The organism is Paraburkholderia dipogonis (assembly GCF_042680985.1).
GTDB classification, from domain to species: domain Bacteria; phylum Pseudomonadota; class Gammaproteobacteria; order Burkholderiales; family Burkholderiaceae; genus Paraburkholderia; species Paraburkholderia phytofirmans.
Genome location: NZ_JBHUFR010000008.1, coordinates 70,310 through 94,277 on the forward strand (window position 1 = coordinate 70,310; position 23,968 = coordinate 94,277).

The 23,968-nt window shown below is 61.5% G+C and carries 23 protein-coding genes; 14 read left to right on the forward strand and 9 right to left on the reverse strand.

What is annotated here, in order from left to right; all coding sequences use genetic code 11:
• Positions 1-23: 23 nt before the first annotated feature.
• Positions 24-986 carry an AraC family transcriptional regulator gene (locus ACFSNN_RS10350; protein ID WP_134456016.1) on the reverse strand — a complete coding sequence of 321 codons (963 nt, stop codon included), beginning with the start codon at positions 984-986 and terminating at the stop codon, positions 24-26.
• Positions 987-1,265: 279 nt separating this feature from the next.
• Here ACFSNN_RS10350 and ACFSNN_RS10355 point away from each other — a divergent pair, with 279 nt between their 5' ends.
• From ACFSNN_RS10355 to ACFSNN_RS10370, 4 genes are all read left to right on the forward strand, one after another.
• Entirely contained in the window at positions 1,266-1,862 is a 597-nt protein-coding gene (locus ACFSNN_RS10355; RefSeq protein ID WP_244322736.1) for a septal ring lytic transglycosylase RlpA family protein, read from the forward strand.
• A 201-nt stretch (positions 1,863-2,063) separates the two neighbouring features.
• Positions 2,064-2,357 (forward strand): GYD domain-containing protein, encoded by a 294-nt coding sequence (locus tag ACFSNN_RS10360; RefSeq protein ID WP_012433065.1) that lies wholly within the window; start codon positions 2,064-2,066, stop codon positions 2,355-2,357.
• Positions 2,358-2,419: 62 nt separating this feature from the next.
• Positions 2,420-2,629, forward strand: a complete 210-nt coding sequence (locus ACFSNN_RS10365) for a hypothetical protein (protein ID WP_134456017.1) — start codon at positions 2,420-2,422, stop codon at positions 2,627-2,629.
• 166 nt (positions 2,630-2,795) lie between these two features.
• Complete coding sequence (locus ACFSNN_RS10370; RefSeq protein WP_134456018.1) at positions 2,796-3,266, forward strand: universal stress protein; 471 nt, start codon at positions 2,796-2,798, stop codon at positions 3,264-3,266.
• 89 nt (positions 3,267-3,355) lie between these two features.
• On the opposite strand, the gene ACFSNN_RS10375 is transcribed toward ACFSNN_RS10370, so the two are convergent.
• On the reverse strand, positions 3,356-4,255 hold the full coding sequence (locus ACFSNN_RS10375) for a LysR family transcriptional regulator (RefSeq protein WP_134456019.1): 900 nt from the start codon (positions 4,253-4,255) through the stop codon (positions 3,356-3,358).
• A gap of 151 nt (positions 4,256-4,406) precedes the next feature.
• Between ACFSNN_RS10375 and dld the strand changes: the two genes are divergently transcribed.
• Positions 4,407-6,149, forward strand: coding sequence for a D-lactate dehydrogenase (gene dld / locus ACFSNN_RS10380; RefSeq protein WP_134456020.1), 1,743 nt, complete (start codon positions 4,407-4,409; stop codon positions 6,147-6,149).
• 38 nt (positions 6,150-6,187) lie between these two features.
• On the opposite strand, the gene ACFSNN_RS10385 is transcribed toward dld, so the two are convergent.
• Positions 6,188-6,913, reverse strand: coding sequence for an SDR family oxidoreductase (locus ACFSNN_RS10385; protein WP_134456021.1), 726 nt, complete (start codon positions 6,911-6,913; stop codon positions 6,188-6,190).
• Positions 6,914-7,030: 117 nt separating this feature from the next.
• On the opposite strand from ACFSNN_RS10385, the gene ACFSNN_RS10390 reads away from it, so the two are divergent.
• Positions 7,031-7,978, forward strand: coding sequence for a LysR family transcriptional regulator (locus ACFSNN_RS10390; RefSeq protein WP_134456022.1), 948 nt, complete (start codon positions 7,031-7,033; stop codon positions 7,976-7,978).
• A 325-nt stretch (positions 7,979-8,303) separates the two neighbouring features.
• Here the strand turns inward: ACFSNN_RS10390 and ACFSNN_RS10395 are convergent, their stop codons facing one another.
• Positions 8,304-8,597 (reverse strand): hypothetical protein, encoded by a 294-nt coding sequence (locus ACFSNN_RS10395; RefSeq protein ID WP_134456023.1) that lies wholly within the window; start codon positions 8,595-8,597, stop codon positions 8,304-8,306.
• A gap of 100 nt (positions 8,598-8,697) precedes the next feature.
• Here ACFSNN_RS10395 and ACFSNN_RS10400 point away from each other — a divergent pair, with 100 nt between their 5' ends.
• Positions 8,698-9,657, forward strand: a complete 960-nt coding sequence (locus tag ACFSNN_RS10400; RefSeq protein ID WP_134458834.1) for a GlxA family transcriptional regulator — start codon at positions 8,698-8,700, stop codon at positions 9,655-9,657.
• 51 nt (positions 9,658-9,708) lie between these two features.
• On the opposite strand, the gene ACFSNN_RS10405 is transcribed toward ACFSNN_RS10400, so the two are convergent.
• Together ACFSNN_RS10405 and ACFSNN_RS10410 are read right to left on the reverse strand one after the other, a co-directional pair.
• Positions 9,709-10,836, reverse strand: coding sequence for a sensor histidine kinase (locus ACFSNN_RS10405; RefSeq protein ID WP_134456024.1), 1,128 nt, complete (start codon positions 10,834-10,836; stop codon positions 9,709-9,711).
• 286 nt (positions 10,837-11,122) lie between these two features.
• Positions 11,123-11,905 (reverse strand): substrate-binding periplasmic protein, encoded by a 783-nt coding sequence (locus ACFSNN_RS10410; protein WP_208949461.1) that lies wholly within the window; start codon positions 11,903-11,905, stop codon positions 11,123-11,125.
• Positions 11,906-12,207: 302 nt separating this feature from the next.
• Between ACFSNN_RS10410 and ACFSNN_RS10415 the strand changes: the two genes are divergently transcribed.
• Complete coding sequence (locus ACFSNN_RS10415; RefSeq protein ID WP_134456025.1) at positions 12,208-12,579, forward strand: YciI family protein; 372 nt, start codon at positions 12,208-12,210, stop codon at positions 12,577-12,579.
• A gap of 139 nt (positions 12,580-12,718) precedes the next feature.
• Here the strand turns inward: ACFSNN_RS10415 and ACFSNN_RS10420 are convergent, their stop codons facing one another.
• Both ACFSNN_RS10420 and ACFSNN_RS10425 read right to left on the reverse strand, forming a co-directional pair.
• Entirely contained in the window at positions 12,719-14,056 is a 1,338-nt protein-coding gene (locus ACFSNN_RS10420; RefSeq protein WP_134456026.1) for an MFS transporter, read from the reverse strand.
• Between the two features lie 75 nt (positions 14,057-14,131).
• Positions 14,132-15,703, reverse strand: a complete 1,572-nt coding sequence (locus ACFSNN_RS10425; RefSeq protein ID WP_134456027.1) for a sulfatase-like hydrolase/transferase — start codon at positions 15,701-15,703, stop codon at positions 14,132-14,134.
• 131 nt (positions 15,704-15,834) lie between these two features.
• On the opposite strand from ACFSNN_RS10425, the gene ACFSNN_RS10430 reads away from it, so the two are divergent.
• The 6 genes from ACFSNN_RS10430 to ACFSNN_RS10455 all read left to right on the forward strand — a co-directional run bounded on the left by ACFSNN_RS10430 (position 15,835) and on the right by ACFSNN_RS10455 (position 20,971).
• Positions 15,835-16,377, forward strand: a complete 543-nt coding sequence (locus ACFSNN_RS10430; protein ID WP_134456028.1) for a MarR family winged helix-turn-helix transcriptional regulator — start codon at positions 15,835-15,837, stop codon at positions 16,375-16,377.
• A gap of 412 nt (positions 16,378-16,789) precedes the next feature.
• A complete protein-coding gene (gene glnH / locus ACFSNN_RS10435) occupies positions 16,790-17,536 on the forward strand; it encodes a glutamine ABC transporter substrate-binding protein GlnH (RefSeq protein WP_134456029.1) in 747 nt (248 codons plus the stop codon).
• Between the two features lie 24 nt (positions 17,537-17,560).
• Positions 17,561-18,217 carry a glutamine ABC transporter permease GlnP gene (glnP, locus tag ACFSNN_RS10440; protein WP_134458838.1) on the forward strand — a complete coding sequence of 219 codons (657 nt, stop codon included), beginning with the start codon at positions 17,561-17,563 and terminating at the stop codon, positions 18,215-18,217.
• The gene (gene glnQ / locus ACFSNN_RS10445) at positions 18,214-18,975 is read left to right on the forward strand and encodes a glutamine ABC transporter ATP-binding protein GlnQ (RefSeq protein WP_134456030.1); all 762 of its coding nucleotides are present in this window, start codon (positions 18,214-18,216) and stop codon (positions 18,973-18,975) included. The genes glnP and glnQ overlap by 4 nt, the downstream gene beginning before the upstream one ends.
• Before the next feature lie 21 nt (positions 18,976-18,996).
• Positions 18,997-20,049: a C45 family autoproteolytic acyltransferase/hydolase gene (locus ACFSNN_RS10450; RefSeq protein ID WP_134458840.1), complete on the forward strand. Its 1,053-nt coding sequence runs from the start codon at positions 18,997-18,999 to the stop codon at positions 20,047-20,049.
• Positions 20,006-20,971, forward strand: coding sequence for a MurR/RpiR family transcriptional regulator (locus ACFSNN_RS10455; protein ID WP_134456031.1), 966 nt, complete (start codon positions 20,006-20,008; stop codon positions 20,969-20,971). Before ACFSNN_RS10450 ends, ACFSNN_RS10455 begins: the two co-directional genes overlap by 44 nt.
• A 296-nt stretch (positions 20,972-21,267) precedes the next feature.
• On the opposite strand, the gene acnB is transcribed toward ACFSNN_RS10455, so the two are convergent.
• The gene (acnB, locus tag ACFSNN_RS10460) at positions 21,268-23,853 is read right to left on the reverse strand and encodes a bifunctional aconitate hydratase 2/2-methylisocitrate dehydratase (RefSeq protein ID WP_134456032.1); all 2,586 of its coding nucleotides are present in this window, start codon (positions 23,851-23,853) and stop codon (positions 21,268-21,270) included.
• Positions 23,854-23,968: the final 115 nt, after the last annotated feature.

Genomic DNA, 23,968 nt, shown 5'->3' on the forward strand with positions numbered 1-23,968 from the left:
ACGAGGCAGGAAGTCCTTGGCGCTCAGCCCTCGGCGGATCCTTCACGATATTCAGCAGGACCCATATCGAACACCTCGCGAAACGCGCGCACGAACGCGCCGCGGCTCGCATAACCCGCATGGCGCGCCACCTGATCCAGCGACAGGTCGCCGGCACGCAACTGCGCCGCCGCGTGGCGCATGCGGATATCGCGCAGCACCTGCATCGGCGACTGGCCGAGCGCCGCGGAAAAGCGCGCCATGAAAGCCGAGCGGCTGAGGATCGCCGCGTCGGCGAGACTGGCGACAGTGTGCGGCGCGCCAGGCCGGGCCACCATGTCGGCGAAGGCCCGTGCGATTTGCGGATCGCCGAGCAGCGCGAAACGCTCCATCCAGAGCGCGTTGGATTTCAACGACCGCCTCACGAGCGCGACGATCACCTGCTTGAGCAGCGCGCCCGACATCGCGCCCGCGCCGATCTCTTGTGCGACGAGCTCATCGAACGCCGTGCGCAGATAGACGTCGAGCCGGTCGGAAGCTTCGAATTGCTCGATGATCGGCGTCGCCAGCGTTCCGAACAGATTGATCGACGCGCCGAAGGACGCCTTGAAATAGCCGCAGATCATGACGGTGATCGGTTCGGCGCTTCCCGCGCGGAAACGGTTGATCGAATCGACCACCTGTTTGTGCTTGCGCCCGGGGACGATAGTCGGCGCAACACCCGCCTGAGTGGCCGGCACCTCGAGCTTCATTGAGTGACCTGGCGGCACGATCAGCAGTGTGTGTGGTTTCAGTGGCACTGTCTTGGCGCCTGCGATGTGCAGCCGCCCTTCGCCCGACAGGATGTAGTGGATGCCGGGGGCGTCGTGACCATCGAGTTCCAGCATGAATCCCTGGCTGACCAGGCACTCGGAGAGCCCGAGCACCTGAATGTCGAGCAGGGTGATTAGCTCGTTCAGATTGCCGGGCGACAGACGTGGCGACGAAATTGCTTGTGAAACAGGCATGGTTCATCCGCGGGAAGTGAGGCAATCAACAGATGTTTGAGCGTGGACGATGATTGTCGCAGGTTTCCGGTGACGCAATCGTGTGGCGCAGGCGCAGCAGACGCGCGTGGACTCGCCGGGTGAGTCGCGTATCGAAATGGACGGACGTCAGACCGAACCAGACAGGTATCACTCAACTTGCGCGTGAGGCTTACTTAGCATCCCGAATGCACCGGTAATTTACGCACCGCTCATTGAACGAAGTGCCCATGGCCCCGACAAGCTGACAAGGAGTGGCAAATGGAAAACAATCGTCATACCACGCAGAATCGGCTGCCCGGCAATACCGACCGCGTTCGTTTGCGACGCGCTCGAGAATCCACGCTTCAAGCGCTTCTGTTTGTGGCATCTTCGTGCTTCCTCAGCACGACGTTTCCCGCGCAACCGTCGGCATCCGCCGATACCGGCTCGGCAAGCGCGACGCCGGCCCCACGCCATCTCGATCGCTCCGGCAAGTCGCGCAGGGGCAAGGCTTCGTACTACGGCCGGGAGTTTTATAAAAAAGAAATGGCCGACGGTACGCCGATGAATCCGCAATCCAATGCCGCCGCGAGCAAGACGCTACCGCTTGGCACCAAGGCCCGGGTCACGAATCTGAAAAACGGTAACAGCGAGGTGGTCGAAATCAGGGACCGCGGGCCCTATGTCAAGAATCGAATCGTCGACCTGTCACCCAAGACCGCGGACAAGCTCGGCTTGAAGAAAGACGGCGTCGTCCCCGTCGAAGTCAAACCGGTGGAAGTTCCGCAGGCCGACGGTACCGTGAAGCCGGGCGCAGGCGTACAGGAAAGCGAACGCGGCAAGTCGCCGGTCGATGTGCAGCATTCGCTGCATTGAGTGGACGGCACGCCACTGTTGCGGGATTGATTCTGCCCGCCGCTCCACTGCAGATCGAGCCAAACAGCCAGTCGCACGCAATTCCATTGCATAGAATCAGGTTACGCGCAGAACGCCCTCGGGCAACCCGATCGCAGCCGCGTTCGCGATCGGGCTTGCGCGCAGATAACGCGATCCGTACTAATCGTCAGGAGAATCGTCATGGCGACCTATGTGGTTCTTGCACAATTCACCGATCAGGGCATACGCAACATCAAAAACAGTCCGCAACGGGCCGGTCAGGCGGCGGAGTTGGCCAGGTCCTTCGGCTGTGAAATGAAAGAGATCTTCTGGACGGTGGGCAAATACGACATCGTCACGGTCATCGACGCACCAGATGATCAAAGCTTCGCGGCATTCGGCTACGCGCTGGGATCGGCGGGCAATGTCCGCACGCAAACGCTGCGCGCGTTCACGAAGGACGAGTGCAGCGCGATTATCGGCAAACTTCCGTAAAGCAGGCCCTCATCCGGCACGTGAGCCGGTCTCTTTCCGCGACTCTTTCTCAGGAGATCACAATGAACGCAAAAACAAACGACAGTGATGACGTACGCGCATTCGTTCAAACGGCCGAGCAGGCCGGCGAGTTTGTCTGGGTGATTACGCTGGTCGACTTCGGCGCAAAAAAGGTCAAACGGTCGATGGTTTCGGACGACAGGTTCGCCATGCGCGCCGCGGCTCAGGACGCCGGCGACGCTTATCTGAAAGGGCTGACGGAAGACCGATAAAGAGGCGCGGGAGCGCCTTGTTTTCGCTCACGGACAGCACTGCCTGCGAGGCCCGGGTGACTATACTCAAAGAGGCCGCCTCTGATTCAGGTTCACCGGGTTCAGGTGAGAGAGGCGCCGGGCAGGATTTCGACGCGAGCCGGGCCAGGTCGCGGGGGAGAAACGTATGTTCAAGCATCTGCTGGTGCCGACCGACGGCTCGACGCTTTCCGAGGCCGCCATTCAGATGACGGTAACGCTCGCCGCGGAAAGCGGAGCCAAAGTCACGGGCCTCCATGTCATTCCGGAGTTTCATGTCCTCGCGTATGGCACGGAGATGATTGCCGACAACGAGGATCGCATCATTCAGACGGCGCGACAGCGCGCGGAGGATTATCTCCGCGCCATCAAAAACGCGGCCGCGCAGGCTGGCGTGGAGTGCAATACGGTCTCTGAAAGTCGCGCCCATCCTTATGAAGCGATTATCAGCGTTGCAGCGCAACAGAACTGCGATCTCATCGTCATGGCGTCGCACGGTCGAAGCGGTATGCGGGCGTTCCTGCTCGGCAGCGAAACCCAGAAGGTCCTGACGCATAGTTCGATTCCGGTGCTGGTCGTGCGGCAGCCGGCGCCTGGCGGCGCGCATCCGGCGCGCTAGCCAGGTTGGCGGATGAAGCAGGGCGCTAGCTCGCAAGTTCGCGAGTCGATTGAATCGGCATCCTGATGGTTAGGATTCCGCGTTGAACCTCACCCCTTGCGGGTGGCGGTTCGTTGCTGGCGCAAAATCCTCACGAAGTTCAGTACGGTCGGCGACTTCTCGCGCTGCCGATGGATCAACGCGATACCCGTGGACAGCGGATTGCCCCTCAGTCCGTGATACGACACGCTTTCGACCTGGATCTGCCGGATCGACGCGGGCACCACCGCGACGCCGAACCCCGCCGCCACGAGATTCGCCGCCGATGAGATCTGTGGCGACTCCATGCCGATCGAGGGCGCGAAGCCGGCTTCACGGCAGGCGCCAATGATCGAGTCGTACAAATCCGGGCCGATGGGGCGCGGAAAGAGGATGAACGGATCGTTCACAAGGTCCGCCAGCTCGATGCGCCGTCGCCGGTTCAAGCGATGGTTTGCCGGCAACACCGCCAACATGTCTTCGTCGACCAATGGTTCGACGATCAGGTCCCGGCAGTTCAACGGCATGCGCACTAGCGCGGCATCGAGCTGCCGGTCGGCGACTTTATCCAGCAGCAGCGAACTGTTGCTCTCCTCGCAACTGATCGACACGCGCTCATACGCATGCCGATAGCGCTGCATCGTCATCGCGACCGCCGGATGAAACACCGTCGAACCCGCGAAGCCGAGCGAGAGCCGCCCAGTCTCGCCGCGTCCTGCGTTCTGCACTTCGACGAATGCCTGCTGTGCGTCATCCACGATACGTTGCGCGCGATCGCGAAAGAGTCGTCCCGCCTCGGTCAGCTCGACGCGGCGTGGATGGCGGAGGAACAGCTGGGTGCCAATTTCCCGCTCGAGCTTCAGGATCTGCTGGCTCAAAGGCGGCTGGGCGATACCCAGATGAGTCGCTGCGTCGGTGAAATGCAGGTGTTCGGCGACGGCGAGGAAGTAACGCAGTTGGCGAAATTCCATATGTTTTTCGTCTCCAAATAGCGTCTTCAAGATATTGGACTAATGACGGCACTGATTTTAACCTTCGTGTCAATCCGATGCGCGCAAAGGCCGCAGCCGACAACGCTGGACAAAGTCGCCGCGCGCATCGACACCTCACGAGGAGAATCCGATGTCAGCAGCGCACACACCGTTGGTCACCGCCCGCCCCAATGTGGCCCACAGCTTGATCGCGGTGCTACGCGGCATCGTCGGCGGGAACTACACGCTGACCGATGACGCCGCGACCCGCCGCTTCCGGACCGGCTTTCGCTTTGGCGCGGGCAAGGCGCTCGCGGTGGTGCGCCCCGGTACGATCGTCGAGCAATGGAAAGTGCTGCAGGCATGCGTCGCGGCGAACGTGATCGTGATCACGCAGGCATCGAACACGGGCCTCACGGGCGGCTCGACGCCCGACGGTGACGACTACGATCGCGACGTCGTGATCGTCAGCACGAGCCGCATGAAGAAGGTGTTCGTGATCGACGGCGGCAAGCAGGTCGTCTGCCTGCCCGGCGCAACGCTCGACCAATTGGAAAGGACGCTGAAGCCACTTGGCCGCGAACCGCATTCGGTGATTGGCTCGAGTTGCATCGGCGCTTCGGTATTCGGCGGTGTCTGCAACAACTCGGGTGGTGCGCTGGTGCAGCGCGGCCCGGCGTATACGGAAATGGCGGCGTTTGCGCAGGTCGATGAAACGGGCAAGCTGCAGTTCGTCAACCATCTCGGGATCCGGCTCGGCGAGACGCCTGAGGATATGCTTGGCCGGCTCGAACGCGGTGAGTTCTCGGAGTCCGATGTTCAGCACAACGCGGGCGCCGGATCGGACCACGGCTACGCGAGCCATGTGCGTGAGGTCGATGCCGATACGCCGGCGCGCTTTAACGCCGACCCGCAGCGCCTTTATGAAGCATCAGGCTCGGCTGGCAAGCTGATGGTGTTTGCAGTGAGACTCGACACGTTCCCGACCGAACAGAACGCCAAGGTGTTTTATATCGGCACGAATCAACCTGACGAGCTCACCGAGATCCGCCGCCACGCGCTGCACGACTTCAAATTCTTGCCGATCTCGGGCGAATATCTTCATCGGGATGCTTTCGATGTCGCCGAAAAGTACGGCAAGGACACCTTCCTGGCGATCAATTACCTTGGCACGTCGCGCCTGCCTGCGCTGTTCGGATTGAAGAGCCGCTGCGATGCGCTGTTCGATCGCCTCGGCTTTCTCCCTGCGCATTTCACGGATCGTGTCATGCAGGCCGCGAGCCGCCTGTTCCCGAGCCATTTGCCGGCGCGGATGAAACAGTATCGCGACAAGTACGAGCATCACCTGATGCTGAAGGTTGCAGCCGAAAGCGTCGACGAAACCCGTGCGTTTATCTCCGGATACTTTGCGAATGCCACAGGTGCATATTTCGAGTGCACCGATGAAGAGGGCAGAAAAGCGTTCCTGCATCGCTTCGCTGCCGCCGGCGCCGCGGTTCGCTATCGTGCCGTGCATGCACGCGAGGTGGAAAATATCGTCGCACTCGACATCGCATTACGCCGCAACGATCGCGACTGGATCGAGACGCTGCCGCCCGAGATCGAGGAAACGATCGCCATCAAGCTGTACTACGGCCACTTCCTGTGCCATGTTTTCCACCAGGATTACATCGTCAGGAAGGGCAACGACTGCCTCGAGGTCGAACATAAAATGTGGAAGCTGCTGGACCGCCGCGGCGCGGAATATCCGGCGGAACATAACGTCGGCCATCTTTACCACGCGAAGCCTCAGCTTGCAGCGTTCTATCGGCAACTGGATCCTTGCAACTGCTTCAATCCGGGGATTGGGCAGACGTCGAAGTTCAGAAATTATCGCGAAGCGGCGGTTAGCTGAGCACTGTTACTGCGAACTGCCGCATCACTTAGCGACCGTTAAAGCAGCCGCAAGCCTCCGTCGCACTCAATGACAGCGCCCGTCATGAAGGTGTTCTCCATCAGAAACTGCAGCGCGTGCGCCACGTCTTCCGCGTGGCCGACGCGTCCCACCGGCAGCGTTTCGGCTTGCTGGCGGAACAGCTCCGTCTTGACGCTGGCGGGGAACTTGTCCCACCACGCGGTATCGATCACGCCTGGCGATACGGCGTTCACGCGCCGTGGCGCCAGTTCGCGCGCGAGCGTACCGATCATGCTTTCCAGCGCGCCGTTGATCGCACCCAGGCCAGCCGTGCCGGGATTGGCGATGCGCGCGGAAATGGCCGTGACGAATGTCAGGCTGCCGTCGCGGCGGATGGCCGGCAGGCCGGCCTGCGCCGCTTCGAGCTGCGGCCAGAGCTTGGCCTCGAAGCCGCGACGCAGCGCAGTCAGATCGAGTTCGTCGAAGCGGCCGCCGCCCTCGCCGCCGGAGAGCGTCAGCACCAGGTGATCGATGGTGCCCACGCGAGCGAAGAAACGGTCGAGCGCGGCGCGGTCGTTGCAATCGAGCGCTTCGCTGGCGACCTGCCCACGTCCTTCGATGCCCGCGAGTGCCTTGTCAAGTTTGCCCTGATCACGACCGACCGCGACCACGTTCGCGCCGGCCGCCGCCAGACGCGAAACCGTCGCGAGGCCGATGCCCGACGAACCGCCCAGCACCACGACTTTCTGATTTTGCCATTCCATATCGCTGCTCCTGTAGATGAGGGGAGCACACCGAGTCGGCCATCACATCGCACGTTGCGGCGCTCCCATGGCGATAGAATGCGTGTCAGACGAATATCATTCAAATCGTTCATTGCGATGACCAACATCATTGAAAATGATTTCAGGCATTTCGACCTGAACCTGCTGCTGACGTTTCGCGCGCTGTTCGAGGAGCGTAGCGTCACGCGGGCGGCGCAGCGGCTCTTCCTGGGCCAACCGGCGGTAAGCGGGGCGCTAAAACGGTTGCGCGAGGCGTTCGGCGACGAACTGTTCGTGCGCACCTCGCGCGGCATCGCGCCTACCTCGCGTGCGCTCGAACTGGCGCGGCAGATCGAGCCATTTCTGCAATCGCTGCATCAGGTGCTCACGCAGCCACCGGTGTTCGACCCGGCGAGCGCGCAACGCGTGTTCCGCATCGGTTTGAGCGATTCATTGGAGGTCCTGATGACGCCGGAAATCATGGATCGCCTGAGCGCCACGGCTCCTGGCGTGAAGCTGATCGCGCGCCCCACCGATTCGACGCGTGCCGCCGCGATGCTCGACGAAGGGGAAATCGAACTCGCGGTCGGCGTGTTTCCCGAATGCGCGCAGTGGCAGCGGCGCCGGCCGCTGTTTCAATGGCGCTTCGTGAGTGTCTACAATCCGCGCCTCGTCAAAACCCGCCGCAAACGTCTGACGATGGAGGAATTCCTGCAACATCGGCATGTGCTGACTTCGTTCAGCGCCGGCCTGCAAGGTTTTATCGACGAGCGGTTGGCAGTGGAGGGGCTCAAGCGCGAGGTGGTGTTCTCCAGCGCGAATTTCGCCACGAGTCCGTTTATCGTGCGGCGCACGCCTGCGATTGCCACGGTGCCGGACTTCATTGGCTGCGTCTGGCGCGACGCGCTGGATCTGGCGATGAGTCCGCTGCCATTCGACGTGCCGGGCTACGAGGTCTCGCTGATGTGGTCCGCGGCGCGCGACCAGGATCCGGGGCTCGCATGGCTAGCCGACGTGTTCGCGCAGGCGTTCGAAGAGAAGGGGAAAAGACGCGGCAGTCGGTGACGAATCCCGCGGCAAACCATGCCCACATCTGAGGATGGCCAGCTCAGCGTGGTTTTATACAATTGAGGTTTCAGCTGGTTCCATCGCTCAATGCCGCCGCGAACGTCTATCGATTTTTTGATCAGCTCTTGCATCGCGCGTTCCATTCGTCTCGGATCAAATGAAAGCCGGCCGATTTCGATCTGTAAAGTCGGCAACCGACTCCGGCTTACGACCGGTGATCTTCCGTTTGTCTGGATCGCGTCAGCGCTCAAAAGCCGCCGGCGCGCATGAATTCAATGGCGCCGCCGATTAAAATGGGTTTCATCAACGGCGCCCTCCGAACTTACTTGCCGTGGAGCAGCATGCCGAGCGGCTTGAGAGGGCCAACCGGCAGATACTCGAAGGCGAGATAACCAGCCGACGCGAGCGGCATGGCGGCCACGATCGCCTTTGCATCGTCGAGCGATTCGACGTTCATCAGGAAGACGACGCCGGGGTTTTCGTCGATGAAGTAGAACTGCTCGATCTTGCCTTCGAGGTAGAGATTCAGCGTGTGGGGGACTTCCTTCGGCATGATCTGTTGGCGGACGTCATCCGTGATTGGCTTGACGCCTTTTCCGATCGCAAACACTTTCATTCCAATCTCCTTGTCTGTCATGAATTGACAAGGGAAAGTCTAGCGACGGGAAGCGCAAAAGCGTACAGTCGTAAATGCCAACTTTATGGTCATTTACGCCATGCACCTTGTTGTACTTGCTCTTGATGGGGTCTTCGATACAGGATTCACTGCGTTGCTAGACGCACTCCGTATCGCGAATGGCTTTTCCGCACGGGACGGCAAGCCGTTGCCTTTTGAAATAACCGTTGTGGGCGTGCGAAAAAAGGTGCGAACCAGCGGGGGGCTGATCATCCCGGTCGAACGTATCGCGCCGGTGCTAAAGCCCGATTGGGTAGTCGTGCCCGCCTTGGGAACCTCGACCCCGGAGCTTCTCGTACCTGCGCTGGCGCGGCCAGACGTGAAGCAGGCCGTTGCGCATCTTCGGAAGTGGAATGCGATGGGCGCCAGGATCGCCACGTCGTGCATTGGTGTATTCCTGCTGGCAGAGACTGGCCTTCTTGATCATCGTGAAGCGACCACGACCTGGTGGCTTGCTCCACTGTTCCGGCAACGCTATCCCGAGGTGCAGCTTGAAGAATCCCGAATGCTCGTGCCGACCGACATTGGCGTCACAGCGGGCGCGGCAATGGGACACCTGGATCTTGCGCTCTGGCTCATCCGCAAGGTCAGCCCTGAACTGGCAATGGTCGTTTCGCGTTACCTGCTGGCCGATCTAAGATCGTCACAGGCGCAATACATCATCCCTAACCATCTGGCGCACGCCGATCCGCTTGTGCTGCGGTTCGAGAGGTGGGCGAGGGAACGCCTGAAGGACGGCTTTGCATTACAGGATGCCGCTGCTGCACTGGGCACTAGTGCCCGTTCTTTACAGCGGCGCTGCCAGACCATATTGGGCAAGTCACCCCTATCGTATTTTCAGGACTTACGCGTTGAACATGCGCAATCGCTTCTGCACGGCGGTCTCGATCTCGAAGCTGCGGCCGCGGAAGTAGGCTATTCCGACGGAGCCACATTGAGCACCTTATTGCGCCGGCGAACTGGGCGCGGCGTTCGCGAGCTTCGCGCCGGCCTGCGCTGAGAGGTCAAGGCGGCGAGTCGTGCGGGTTTGGCTTCGCTGATCGCTTAACCATTACGGTTCGTTGACACGCGGGAGGGACACTGAAAATGAGGTCTCCGTCTCGTCGGACCGCGCTTCGACCGCGCCGTGATGTGCCTTGGCGATTTCGCTTGCAATGTAAAGACCCAGTCCCAGGCTATCCGACCCGTCCCCTTCGCCCCGATAGCCCGGCCCTCGCGTCAGGGGATCGAAGATGCGCGCCAGCGTTGCATGCTCAATGGCATCCCCGCGGTTTTTGACTTCGATACGGACATGCGTTGCATCACCGCTGACTATCACGCGCACAGGAGCATCCTGTGCTCCGTACTTGATGGCATTGAGCACGAGATTCCCAAGCAATTGCTGCAAGCGCCGCCCGTCCCAGACCCCCTGCAAATTACCACTGACCTGCAGCTCAATCTGCCTGTCAGGATTAACCGCACGCAACTCGTCCAGCTCGTCAGCAAGCACATCCGCAAGATCGACGCTCGTCGCTCTTACGTTGATGCCCAAGCCCAGATTGGTCCTGTTGAAATCAGTCAGGTCATCAAGCAGCGCCTGCATCCGGGCTCCGCTACGTATCAGCCGGGCGGCGGCTTCCGATACGCGCTCGCCGGCATTCAGCGCTTCCAGATACGATGCAGTCACGCGAATCGCCTGAAGAGGGCTGCGCATGTCGTGCCCCAGCATGCCGAGCAGGAGGTTCCGACTCTGCTCGACCTGCGCAGTGAAAAAAGCGAGCGATTCGGCAAGTGCCTGATCGATCGCTTCGTTAAACCGAATGACGTCGTCCAGGTCAGGCACTTCGGGCGCGCAATCGTCCATCCACAAGCGAAGCACGCTCGCGCGCAGCGCGCGATATTCGGCGGCGAGCTGGTTGATATTGAAACCGGCCCGAGCTCTCAGCAGGGCATGCGTTTGCGCCGCTGTTTCGGTCGTGTTGATCAGCACGGGAGCTCGCCCCAGTGATTTCTCGCGTTGGGCGTCCCTGGTTTGCGAAGTTTGCAAGTCCTTTGCGACGGCCTGCAGGATCTGCTGCGCGTGGTTGCGTAACCCCAACGATCCCATGTTTGCCGCCGCCGGCTGGAGGGTGGCGGCGAACGCTTCCCATTGCGCCAGAATCGGCTCGATGTCTCGCGAGATAAAGTCAGCAAGTCGCATGTTGGCGCATCCAAAGCGTAAGCGAATGTCGAAGACCATCGGCCATCAATGTTATGCCCCAATTGGGGGCAATTTTCCATCGGCAGAATACCCCATTGAGAGAGCAAATACCGCCGTTGCTCCAGGGCGAAGGAGGTTGCGATCCTGGGGCGGACTGACTCGGAAGCGGCCGTTCGCTCGCGAATCTCGCGATGCCGTGATCGACAGTGCGCGGCCCTAACCGGTCTTTACACTTTTCTTTAGCGGACCGTTCGGCGTGCAGACTCCGTCCGCTCTCGACCCGTCCTCATCGGTTCACCGAAGGCGCACCCTGAAGCGCCTCATTCAGCATGCGCTCGGTTATCTGCGATCGAAGCGCCTGCAACTCCCCGCTTGCCCGCATGCCCCGGATGACGGCCTCAACCCGGGGCACGAGTTCACGGTTACGCTCATTGAGGAAGTGGTACATGTCGATATGCTGCAGGGGCGGCAACACCGCTCGCAGCTGCCCATCCAGACCCAGCTTGCGTATGACGAGCAGACCGCTGAAGAGATCGTTGACGGCAACGTCGATGTGATTGCTGGCGAGCATCAACATCATCTGATCCATCGTGGCGGTGGGCTCAACCTGCGGCATCCCGGCCGTCCCGCGCTCGGACGAACCTACGCCGCGTACGATGCCAACGCGGTAAGGACGCAGCGATTCCCAGCCGTTCACATTGATACCCGCGTCCCTCACGAAAGCTGTCGGCTCGATATAGCTGATCGACTCCCTGACGGCGATGAGCGTCGGATATTCTCTCTGCACATCGAACACGCGCTGAACCTCGCCGTCCAGGCGGCCCGAACTCGACTCGATCAACGACCGCTTGGCAGGCACGTTGACAAATTCAACCTGAATACCCAGCCTTGCATAGATAACGGCGAGAATTTCTGCACCGACCTCCTGATCCGGGACACCGGCGATGCGCGCGATCCGCAAAACAGGCTGAGCCGGGACGCCCATGGCGGCGAGACCGATCGGGCTGCATATCAGCAGACCAAGGAGCATCGCGATCCGGCGAAGCGCTGGGCGCCTGGTCATGAACATGTCGGATCTCCGGAAAATGCCTCAAAGTCTACCCCTCCCGCATAAATCCGTGCAGGGCAGGCGCGCTTGCAGGCGGCTTTCGTTTTCTCCCATCATCGTCATGCACGGGTCCCGACAGCAGCCCGCGGGCGCGCCGCATGTCGCCTCACGCTACCCGCATGGGCGGCACGGGCTTCGGCAGTCGGCACCACGCGGTTCAAAGCGAACAGGCTGGCGAGACCCACTAAAATCTTTTCCAGAAGACTGTCGATTTTCGATCATCAGATTCGTCGTCAGGGTATCCACCACTCAACGGACCTCCCATGAAATACCTCGGCTTGGCCTACTTCACCCCTGAACAATTCGCCGCCATGGCACCGGACGACGTCAAGAAACTGGTGAGCCAATGCCCCGCATTGGACGAGAAAATGCGGGCTACCGGCAAGGTGCTGATTTCAGCGTCGCTGGGTGATTTGGACACCTGGCGGACGCTTCGCCCGCGTGGCGGCAAGACACAAGTCTCTGATGGACCTTACACCGAGTCGAAGGAAGTGGTGGGCGGCCTGTTCGTCATCGAGGCGGATAGCCGCGACGAGGCGTTGCGCCTCGCGTCCATGCATCCGGCCGCCACGCTTGGCGAAGAAGGCGGATGGGCCGTCGAGCTTATCCCTTTGGATTTCTACCTGGCCCGTTGAGGGCTTGAACGCGCGTCTAAAGAATGCGTTGTCGCGCTACAAACACCTTCACGATGTTAAGGGCGTCACGGCGATGACGACTTCTGGACGAGGGGCAAGGCTGTAATCGACTCCTGCTGCCAGACCCGATCGTATGCGCTCAGTGGTTTACCACCGCATCACGGGCAGGCCGCCTGTCGCTCGCCGGCACGGCCTGAACGCACAACAACAGTACGACCATGCCGATGGCAAGCAGCACGCCAATCGCGCCCAGCCCCGTGTACAAGCTTCCCGTCGACGTCTTCAGCGCGCCCACCATCCACGGGCTCACAGCGCCGCCGAGCGCGCCGAGCGCGGTGATCGTCGCAATTCCTCCCGCTGCAGTATCTTCCTTAAGATAGGTTGTGGGAATCGTCCAGAACAGCGACAGCGCTGCGTATATGCCAACTGACGCGATCACCAGCAACACGACGGTTAGCGCGACGCTATGCGCCGTCAAGGGCAGCAACAGAAAGCTTGCCGCTACTGCGAAGCCACAGCCCGCGACATGCCAGCGGCGCTCCATGTGCCGATCCGAATGCCGCCCGAGCAGCAGCATGCCGATGGCCGTGCACAGCGAAATTGCGCCGCTCATCCAGCCGATATCGCTGATGCGATGGACGCCGACCTGGCGCAGCAGCGACGGAATCCAGAAACCGACTGCGTTAAGCGCCATGAAGACGCTGAAGTAGATCGTCGACATCAGATAGATGCGCGGATTGGTCAGTACATCGGCCAACGGTGCATGGGAGCGCGCTTCGGCTGCATGCCGCGCGCGTCCCGCATTTAACGCTGTCGCAATCTGTGCCTTCTCATTGTCGTTGAGCCATCTGGCGTCGGCGGGACGATCGTCGAGCACGAAGTATGCGGCGAGGCCCAAAGCGATGGCCGGAATGCCCTCGATCAGAAACAGCCATTGCCAGCCGGCGAATCCAAGCTCGCCGTGCAAATGACTCATGATCCAGCCCGACAGCGGCCCGCCGACGATACCCGCAAGCGGCACAGCCATTACGAAGAGACTCATGATGCATCCGCGCCGACGGTCGGGAAACCAGTAGGTCAGGTAAAGAATCACGCCTGGAAAGAAACCCGCTTCGGCGGCGCCAAGCAGAAAGCGCACGACGTAAAGCGCATGCGCACTGCGCACGAATGCCAGTACGACTGTCAGCGCGCCCCACAACACCATGATCCGCACGAGCGTCTTGCGCACGCCAATGCGTGCCGCGAGCAGATTGCTCGGCAATTCAAAAATCACATAGCCGACGAAGAACATGCCCGCCGCAATGCCGAATACGGAGTCGTCGAGCTTCAGGTCCTGCAGGAACTGAAGCTTTGCAAAACCAATATTCACGCGGTCGATGAAGTTGACTACGTAGCAGACGAAAATGAACGGGATGATGCGGCGCGCGACCTTGCGGAAGACGCCATCATCGGCGGAACTGCTCGAAGCGTTATTCATGGTGTCTCCAATACGCCTGCGCCGAAGGTCTTTTCGATCTTTTGAATTGCTTTGGCTCGCGCGGCACGTCGCGCGTTACCACTCGCCGAAGAACACGCCCCAGTCCCTGTGCGTATTTGTGCGGCTCGCGACGCCCGCGTCGTCGATCGTCACGCGCTGCTTGAGCGATGCATGCCAGTCGACCAGCTTCGCGTGCATTTGCGTACGTATCGCTTCATGCGTGCGCTCGCCGCCGAGATCGATGAACTCGTTCGGGTCCGCTTCAAGGTCGAACAGTTGCGGCCGGTAGCCGAGCCAGTGCACGTATTTCCAGCGCGCGTCACGCACCATCCAGCCGCGGCATTCGTGCGGCGCGCGGCCGAGCGTCAGGCGCGCCCCGCGAAAACTGTAGTCGAGTTCGGAGACCACATAGTCGCGCCATCCGCTTTCCTGCGTGAGCGTGTCGCGCAGCAACGGCAACAACGATTTGCCTTCGATCCGCTCCTCATACGAAGGCAGCCCGAGCGCTTCGAGCACGGTCGGCACCACGTCGATGCAGGACGTGAAGCGCGCCTCGGCCGTACCGCGCGTGGCATTCGCTTCGGGCGATGGGTCGTACACGACCATCGGCACGCGCTGCACGGTATCGTAGAACTGCTCTTTCTCGCCGAGCCAGTGATCGCCGAGGAAATCGCCGTGATCGGCGGTGAAGACAATCAGCGTGTCGTCCCAGCGATTCAGCCGGTCGAGCACGTCCCAGAGGCGCCCGAGATGATCGTCGATCTGCTGGATCAATCCCTGGTAAATGGGCCGCACCGTGTTGGACACTTCGTCGCGCGAGAAATTGACGCTCTCTTCATGCTGGCGATAAGCGGCCGTCACCGGGTGGGCATTGTCCAGCTCTGCGGTGTGGCGCACGAGCGGCAGGCACTGATCGAGCGAGTACATCTGGTGATAGGGATGCGGCGCAACATACGGCCAATGCGGCTTCACGTACGACAGGTGTAACGCCCACGGCTCGTCGGCCTGTTGTTCGATATGGCGGATCGCCTGATCGGTCATATACGCTGTTTCGGAGTGCGGCTCCGCGACGCGCGACGGCCAGCGCACATTGCGCATGTGCCAGCCCGAGCGGACTTCGCCGCGCTCGTCTGCGACGCTGATCACATAGTCGCTCCAGGGCCGCTCGCTCGCATACCCGTGTGCGCGCAGATACGCGGGATAACCGCTTTCGCGGCCCGGTTCGTGATGCCCGTCGTAACGGTCCAGTTCGACGAACGAGCCCGCAGAAAGGCGCAGCCCAAGCGGGCTGTTCCTGCCGATTTCCAGCCGCTCCATGCCCGACGCGTCCACCTGAACATGAGTCTTTCCGGCGAGGGCGAGCGAACGTCCATGGCGGCGCAGATACTCTCCGAGCGTGATCTCGCCGATCGACATCGGCACGCGGTTCCAGTTCGCGCCGTGGCTCGTCATCGTGCGGCCGGTGTAATACGACATGCGCGACGGCCCGCAGACGCCGGAGCTGACATAGGCGTTATCGAAGCGCACACCGCGCGCGGCGAGCGCATCGATGTTGCGCGTGCGCATGTAGGGGTGGCCGTAGCAGGCGAGGTGATCCCGCCGCAGCTGGTCACACATGATGAAAAGGACGTTTCGGATGGCTGTCATGAATCGGCGCCGGGAGCGTTAGTGAACGACATGCCCCGATGCTAGGGAAGGCACCCACGTTTGACCTAATCAATCGTATGTGCGCTTGCACAATCGCGCATAATGCCCCTTCCGCTTCAGGACCGAGACCCATGTCGCACACTCCCACCGCGCCCGGTGCCGCTGACGAGCCCCGGCTGAAACATCCCAGCCATATCGACGAGTTTCTGCTGTACCGGTTGCATAACCTGACGCGCGTGGCGGTTCAGGGAGTGGGGTTGATGTTCCGGCGTGAAATCGGCATTAGCCGGCGCGACTGGCGCATCCTGGCGTTCGTTGGACGATTCCCCGACCTCAACCTCACACGGCTCGCGGAACTCACAGGGCTGGACACGGTGATCGCGAGCCGGTGCGTCACGCAGCTCGTGCAACGCGGGCTGCTGGCGAACCGGAGACAACCGGCGAACAAGCGTGTGTCCTTGCTGCGGCTCACCGAATCAGGCGAGCAGGTGTATGCGCGGGCGCACGCCGCCGGCCAGCAATACAACATCGAATTTACCGCCTGCCTGAATGATGACGAGGCGCGCCTGCTGGAGACCGTGATGTCAAAGCTCGAAGCGCGGGCTCACGAATTGAATCAACGCGAGATTGCGTTCGGCGTCGACAGCCAGGAAGGCGACACCGCCGAAGAGTGATGATCGCGCGCCACAGGCGGTGCCGCAACATCCGCCACGCAACCGTCATACAAAGGCTGTCTTTCTGACGAAGCCGGACAACTCGAGGCGGCTGGACAGCTCATGTGCCGTAACGTGACCTCATAGGCTACGTCATCGACCCGCATCAATCGCGAATCCGCTGTTCGTTCATGCCGGGCGCCTGGCATAGCTAAACGTGTACGCAGAGCAACCGTGCAACGCACTTTAGTACGGGCTGCTCCATCTTCGCGGCACGTCTCTCACCCTGAATACGGCGACGGATAAAACTAGGTGTAAACCCCTAGTTGCATTGTTAATTTGATCGACGACACTTCGCAAACAGATTTGCACAAACAACTAGAAAGCAAATTTCATTGCGAAGTGCTTTTCTTCTTATTGACAAGGAGTCTCCATGAAACTCGCCGCAAAATTCGCCGTGGCTGCCCTGGCTGCAATTTCCTTCGCCAGCAGCGCCGCTTACGCCGACACGCTACTCGTGGCGTGCGACACCGCCTTCGTGCCTTTCGAATTCAAGCAGGGCAATGAATATGTCGGCTTCGACATCGACTTGTGGAAGGAAATCGCCAAGGATTTGAAGCTCGACTACAAGCTCCAGCCAATGGACTTCAGCGGCATTCTGCCGGCTCTGCAAACCCACAACGTCGATGTCGCGCTCGCGGGCATCACGATCAAAGACGAACGCAAGAAGGTTATCGATTTCTCCGATGGCTACTACAACAGCGGTTTCACCCTGATGGTGCCCGCGGACAGCACGATCAAGGGACCCGACGACCTCAAGGGCAAAACACTTGCGGTCAAGACTGGCACTTCGTCTTTTGATTACGCGAAAGCGAACTTCAAGAACACGGATTTGCGCGCGTTCCCGAACATTGACAATGCGTATCTCGAACTGGCCACCGGCCGCGTGGACGCCGCCATGCACGACACGCCGAACGTTCTCTACTACATCCACACCGCGGGCCAGTCGCGCGTGAAGGCGGTCGGTCCGCAAATGATGGCGCAGCAGTACGGCATCGCGTTTCCCAAGGGCAGCCCGCTCGTGGCGAAGGTCAACGCCGAGCTGGTGAAGATCAAGGCCGACGGGCGCTATACGGCGATCTACAAGAAGTGGTTCGGCGTCGAGCCGGCGAAATCCTGATTACACGCGCTCTGGAGTTCAATGATGCAGTTCGATCCGTCGGTCATCGTGGACGCCGTGCCCGCGCTCCTGCAAGGCGCGCGTCTCACGGTGCTGATCACGCTCGCGGGGTTGGCGGGCGGCATGCTCGTCGGCCTGCTGTTCGGGTTGATGCGTGCGTATGGCAACGCGTTGTCCCAGAAAATCGCGTTCACGTACATCGAGTTTGTACGCGGCACGCCGATCGTGGTCCAGGTGATGTTTCTCTACTTCGCGCTGCCCTTGCTGCTGCATGTGCGCGTCGATGCGATGACGGCGGCGGTCGCGTCGATCATCATCAACTCGGGCGCGTATATCGCCGAGATCGTACGCGGCGCGTTTCTCTCCGTGCCACGCGGGCTCAAGGAAGCCGGCCTCGCACTCGGCATGCCGGCCTGGCGCGTGCTGGCATTCGTGATCGGTCCCGTCGCGCTGCGCCGCATGACACCCGCGCTCGGCAACCAGTTCATCGTGAGCCTGAAGGACACGTCGCTGTTCATCGTGATCGGCGTAGGCGAACTCACGCGGCAAGGGCAGGAAATCATGGCGTCGAACTTCCGCGCGGTGGAAATCTGGACGGCCGTGGCGCTCATTTACCTGTGCATGATCGGCACGCTGACCTTCGGGCTGCGGACCATGGAAAAGCGGATGCGCATCCTATGAATACGATGAATCACCAGCATCTCATGACCAACCACATGGTGCAGTTCAAGCGAGTGACGAAGCGCTTCGGGCAGACCGTCGTGCTCGATCAAGTCGACCTGAGCATCGGTGCGGGCGAAGTCGTCGTGCTGATCGGACCGTCGGGCTCGGGCAAGTCCACGCTTCTGCGCTGTATCAACGCGCTGGAGCAGATCGATGGCGGCGATCTCGTGGTCGATGGCATCAGCGTGCTCGGCGGCTCGAAAAAGGTGCGCGAGATTCGTCAGGAAGCGGGCATGGTGTTTCAGCAGTTCAACCTGTTCCCGCAGCTGACGGCATTGGAAAACGTCGCGTTCGGCCCGCGCCAAGTGCGCGGCATGAGCAAGCCCGACGCTGAGTCGCTGGCGCGCGAACTGTTGACGAAGGTCGGACTCGGCGCGCGCGTCGGGCACTATGCGAGCGAGCTGTCCGGCGGACAGCAGCAGCGCGTGGCCATCGCACGTGCGCTTGCAGTGAAGCCGAAGCTCATGCTTTTCGACGAGCCCACGTCCGCGCTCGATCCCGAATTGCGCCAGGAAGTGCTGCGCGTCATGCAGGCGCTTGCCGAAGAAGGCATGACGATGGTCGTTGTCACGCACGAGATGGCGTTTGCGCGCAAGGTCGGCACGCGGCTCATCTTCATGGAACACGGCCACATTACCGTCGACGGGCCGCCTGCCGATTTGCTCGATAATCCGCCTAATCAGCGCCTGCGCGATTTTCTGCAACACGTCGAATAACTTTTGCAAAACACTTTGAATATGGCAGCACTCGGATTTATTGAAATCTCCGGTTCACCGCGCGAGGCGGGCGAAGCACTCGGCCGGTTCGGCGCGCACGCCGTGCGGGCGAAACTATTGACGACGCACGCCTGGCAAACGGTCATGCAATGGCGTGGCAGCGACACCTCGAAGATCATGGCCGCGCTCGTGCGCGAACGCTTTCCGCGCGTATGGGACGAGCTCGAAGGTCTGGCGATCGGTCTTGGCCTGCCTTTCGAGGATGTCTTTCTCTGGAACTGCCGCGGCGATCTCTGGGCGATGTCGCCGGATGGCTGCACGACCGTGCAGATTCCCGGCGTCGATACGCGTCGGATCAGTCACAACGAAGACGGTCTTCCGTGCTTCTCCAGGCATTGCGCGATTGCCGAATGCAAGCTCGAAGGCAGCGCGGGCTTCGCAGCCTTCGTTTATCCGGCTTCGCTGCCGGGGCATACGTTCGCGGTCACGAACGGCGGTCTTGCCGTGACCGTCAACAATCTGCGTCAGCGTGAGGTCGTCGCGGGCGTGCCGCGCATGGTGCTTACCCGCGCGATGCTCGACACGGGTGATCTCGACGAAGCCCTGTCCATCGTGAGGGATAATCCGCGCGCGGGCGGTTTTCATCTGACGCTCGGCGCCTGTAGCAGTCCCGCGCTGCTGAGCGTCGAATTCAGCGCGCACGATTGTTCGGTAACCGAAGTGGCAGTGCCCTCGCTGCATGCAAACCACGCCATTCATCCGTCGATGCACGGCTTCTCGCAGATCATCACGGATTCGTCGCGTCATCGGCAGGCGCGCGGCGATACGCTGCTCGCATCCGGCGAACCAGTCGATCCGCTCGCGATCCTTGCCGATCGGCAAGATGCCGCGCTGCCGATACATCGTCTCGACCCGAACGACCCCGACGATGAGAACACGCTTGCCACTGCCGATATGACGATTCGTGCGTCTCACATAGAATGGAAGGTTCACGAACATCCCGGGCAGCCCGCCCGGTATCGGATGATCAATGGACACAGGCAAACAGAAGGGGCATCGCTCCAGCGAGACTGACGCGGACGCGCGGATGCCGCCGCGCAGCGTGGACGGACTGCGCGAGTTGGTAAAACGCATTGGCCGCGACGAGGCCGAGCTTTCGCTCGGCGGCAAGGCGCGTACCGTTCTCGCCAAGCTGCTCGAACGCCCCGAAGAAACGGCGGTGCGCACCATCACTGATCTCGCGGCATCGCTCGATGTCAACGCGTCCACGCTCACGCGCCTGTCCACCCGGCTCGGCTATGCGGGCTTCGCGGATTTTCAGGGCGTGTTTCGCGACAGCCTCGCCGAGCGTCATCGGAGTTTCTATAGCCAGCAGGCGGAGCGGCTCGTCGCGAGCAGCAAAACGCACGCGCGCGACGCAACACCCGAAGTCGACATGGTCGTGAAGCTCGCGCGCGAATCGATCGGCAATGTGGAAGGCTTCATCGCGCAACTTTCGCCTTCCGATCTGCGCGACGCCGCTCGCCTCATCGCCAATGCGAAGCGCGTGCGCGTTCATGGCCTGCGCCAGTTCAGCGCCCTGGCGAGCTTCTTCTGCTACGGGCTCGGCATGATCCGCGCGGACGTCGCTCTGCTCGACGTGCAGGGGCTCGGCGTCGCGGAAGGGCTCGCGCAGTTGCAGCCGGGCGATGTCGTGCTCGTCACGAGCGTCGCGCCCTATACGCGCAGTGTCGCCGATGCCGCCATAGCCGCAAAGGAAGCCGGACTAGAAGTCATCGCGATCACTGATACGCTCGCCTCGCCGCTCGTACCGCCCGCACGCCATGCGTTTCTGGTGCCGCACGAGAGCAGCTTCTTCAGCAACAGCATGGGCGCCTATCTCGTCTTTTGCGAGGGCCTGCTGAATCTTGTTGCGGCGCATCTCGGGACGCGCTCGCTCCAGGCGCTCGAGCGGCGCGAGCGTCTGATCAGGACGCTCGGTATTGAGGCGCCCTGACGCGCGTCGCATTATGCGCGCGCGTACTCATCCCGTTTAAAAGCAACGCTCCTTGCATGTTCAAGGTGATCGCGGGAATACCACCTCCGTTGACCTGCATGCATAGCGCAATGCACACCCGCGCCGATCGCGCGCAGCCGCTTCGCGCTACTACAGCATTGCAGTTGTACCTGCCCATAAAAAACACCCCAAATCGTTGGACAGGTGTCCACCTTTTTGGGGTGCGGTTCAAACATCTATGGCGCGCTTTGACGCCGTCTACAACGCGCATCGCGCGTCATAGCTCGTCATCACATTTACATCGTGACGGTATCCGCCAGGTCCTTGAAGTCTTCGATCTTATCGAAGTTCATGTACTGATAGATCTTGTCACCGCTGGCGGTCAGCACGCCCATGTCGGCCATGTATTCCTCCTTGGTCGGAATCTTGCCCAGACGCGAGCAGATTGCCGCCAGTTCGGCCGAGCCGAGGTACACGTTCGTGTTCTTGCCCAGACGGTTCGGGAAGTTACGGGTCGATGTGGACATGACCGTCGCGCCTTCGCGCACCTGTGCCTGATTGCCCATGCACAGCGAGCAGCCCGGCATTTCCGTACGCGCGCCGGCCGTTCCGAACACGCCGTAATGGCCTTCTTCGGTCAGTTGCTTCTGATCCATCTTGGTAGGCGGCGCGACCCACAGCTTGACCGGAATGTCGCGCTTGCCTTCCAGCAGCTTCGACGCCGCGCGGAAGTGACCGATGTTCGTCATGCACGAGCCGATGAACACTTCGTCGATCTTCGCACCGGCGACGTCGGACAGCGTCTTCACGTCGTCCGGGTCGTTCGGGCAGGCGACGATCGGTTCATGGATGTCGGCGAGGTCGATCTCGATCACGGCCGCGTACTCGGCGTCCGCATCCGGCGACAGCAGTTGCGGGTCAGCGAGCCATGCTTCCATGGCCTTGATGCGGCGCTGCAGGCTGCGCGGGTCCTGGTAGCCCTGCGCGATCATCCACTTGAGCAGCGTGACGTTGCTGTTCAGGTACTCGATGATCGGTTCCTTGTTCAGATGCACCGTGCAACCGGCCGCCGAACGCTCGGCGGATGCATCCGACAGTTCGAACGCCTGCTCGACCTTCAGATCGGGCAGACCTTCGATTTCGAGCACACGGCCCGAGAAAATGTTTTTCTTGCCTTGCTTGGCGACCGTTAGCGTGCCTTGCTTGATCGCGTACAGCGGGATCGCGTTGACGAGGTCGCGCAGCGTGACGCCGGGCTGCATCTTGCCCTTGAAGCGAACCAGCACCGATTCCGGCATATCCAGCGGCATCGTGCCGGTGGCCGCGGCGAATGCGACCAGCCCTGAACCCGCCGGGAAGCTGATGCCGATCGGGAAGCGCGTGTGCGAGTCGCCGCCGGTGCCGACGGTGTCGGGCAGCAGCATGCGGTTCAGCCACGAGTGGATCACGCCGTCGCCGGGACGCAGCGCGATGCCGCCACGATTGCTGATGAAGTCCGGCAGCGTGCGGTGCGTCTTCACGTCCACCGACTTCGGATACGCGGCGGTGTGGCAGAACGACTGCATGACGAGGTCGGCGGAGAAGCCGAGGCACGCGAGGTCTTTCAGTTCGTCGCGCGTCATCGGGCCGGTGGTGTCCTGCGAGCCGACCGAGGTCATCTTCGGTTCGCAGTAGGTGCCCGGGCGCACGCCCTGGCCTTCCGGCAGGCCGCACGCACGGCCGACCATCTTCTGCGCGAGCGAGAAACCCTTGCCGCTGTCGGCCGGTTGCTGCGGCAGGCGGAACAGGGTGGAGGGCGCGAGGCCCAGCGCTTCACGCGCCTTGGCGGTCAAGCCACGGCCGATGATGAGAGGAATACGGCCACCGGCGCGCACCTCGTCGAACAGCACGTCGGACTTGACCTGGAATTCGGCGATCACCGCGCCGTTCTTCAGAGCCTTGCCTTCGTAGGGACGCAGTTCGACCACGTCGCCCATTTCCATTTGCGATACGTCGAGTTCGATCGGCAGCGCGCCCGCGTCTTCCATGGTGTTGTAGAAGATCGGCGCGATCTTGCCGCCAAGGCACACGCCGCCGAAGCGCTTGTTCGGGATGAAGGGGATGTCTTCGCCCGTGAACCACAGCACCGAGTTGGTGGCCGACTTGCGCGAGGAGCCGGTGCCGACCACGTCGCCGACGTAGGCGACCAGATGGCCTTTTTCTTTCAGCGTCTGGATGAACTGGATCGGGCCGCGCTTGCCGTCTTCCTCCGGCGTGATGCCGGGGCGCGCGTTTTTCAGCATCGCCAGCGCGTGCATCGGGATGTCCGGGCGGGTGGTGGCGTCCGGCGCCGGCGAGAGGTCGTCCGTGTTGGTTTCGCCCGTCACCTTGAACACGGTGATGGTCAGGCTTTGCGGCACTTCCGGGCGGCTCGTGAACCATTCGGCGTCGGCCCAGCTTTGCAACACGGCCTTCGCGTTGGCGTTGCCCTTGTCGGCCAATTCCTTGACGTCGTGGAACGCGTCGAACATGAGCAGGGTTTTCTTCAGCGCCTCGGCGGCAACCGTGCCGAGTTCCGCGTCCGACAGCAGTTCGATCAGCGGCTGGATGTTGTAGCCGCCCAGCATGGTGCCGAGCAGTTCCGTGGCGCGAGCGCGCGGGATCAGCGTGCAGGCGGTTTCACCCTTGGCGACGGCGGCGAGGAAACCGGCCTTCACGCGGGCGGCTTCGTCGACGCCGGCGGGCACGCGGTTGGTGATCAGGTCGAGCAGGGTTTGCTCTTCGCCCGCGGGAGGGTTGGTAAGCAGCTCCACCAGCTCGGCGGTCTGCTGGGCGGTCAGCGGCAGGGGAGGAATGCCGAGCGTGGCGCGTGCGGCTGCGTGAGCGCGAAAGTTTTCAAGCATGAAAGAACCTGCTGATGTTGGCGTTTCAGGGGATGGCATCCGGCCCGCCGTGGCTGTGCCGGGTAGCGTTTACGTGTAATTTTAAAGGCGACATGCGCCTGCAGTCAATTATCTT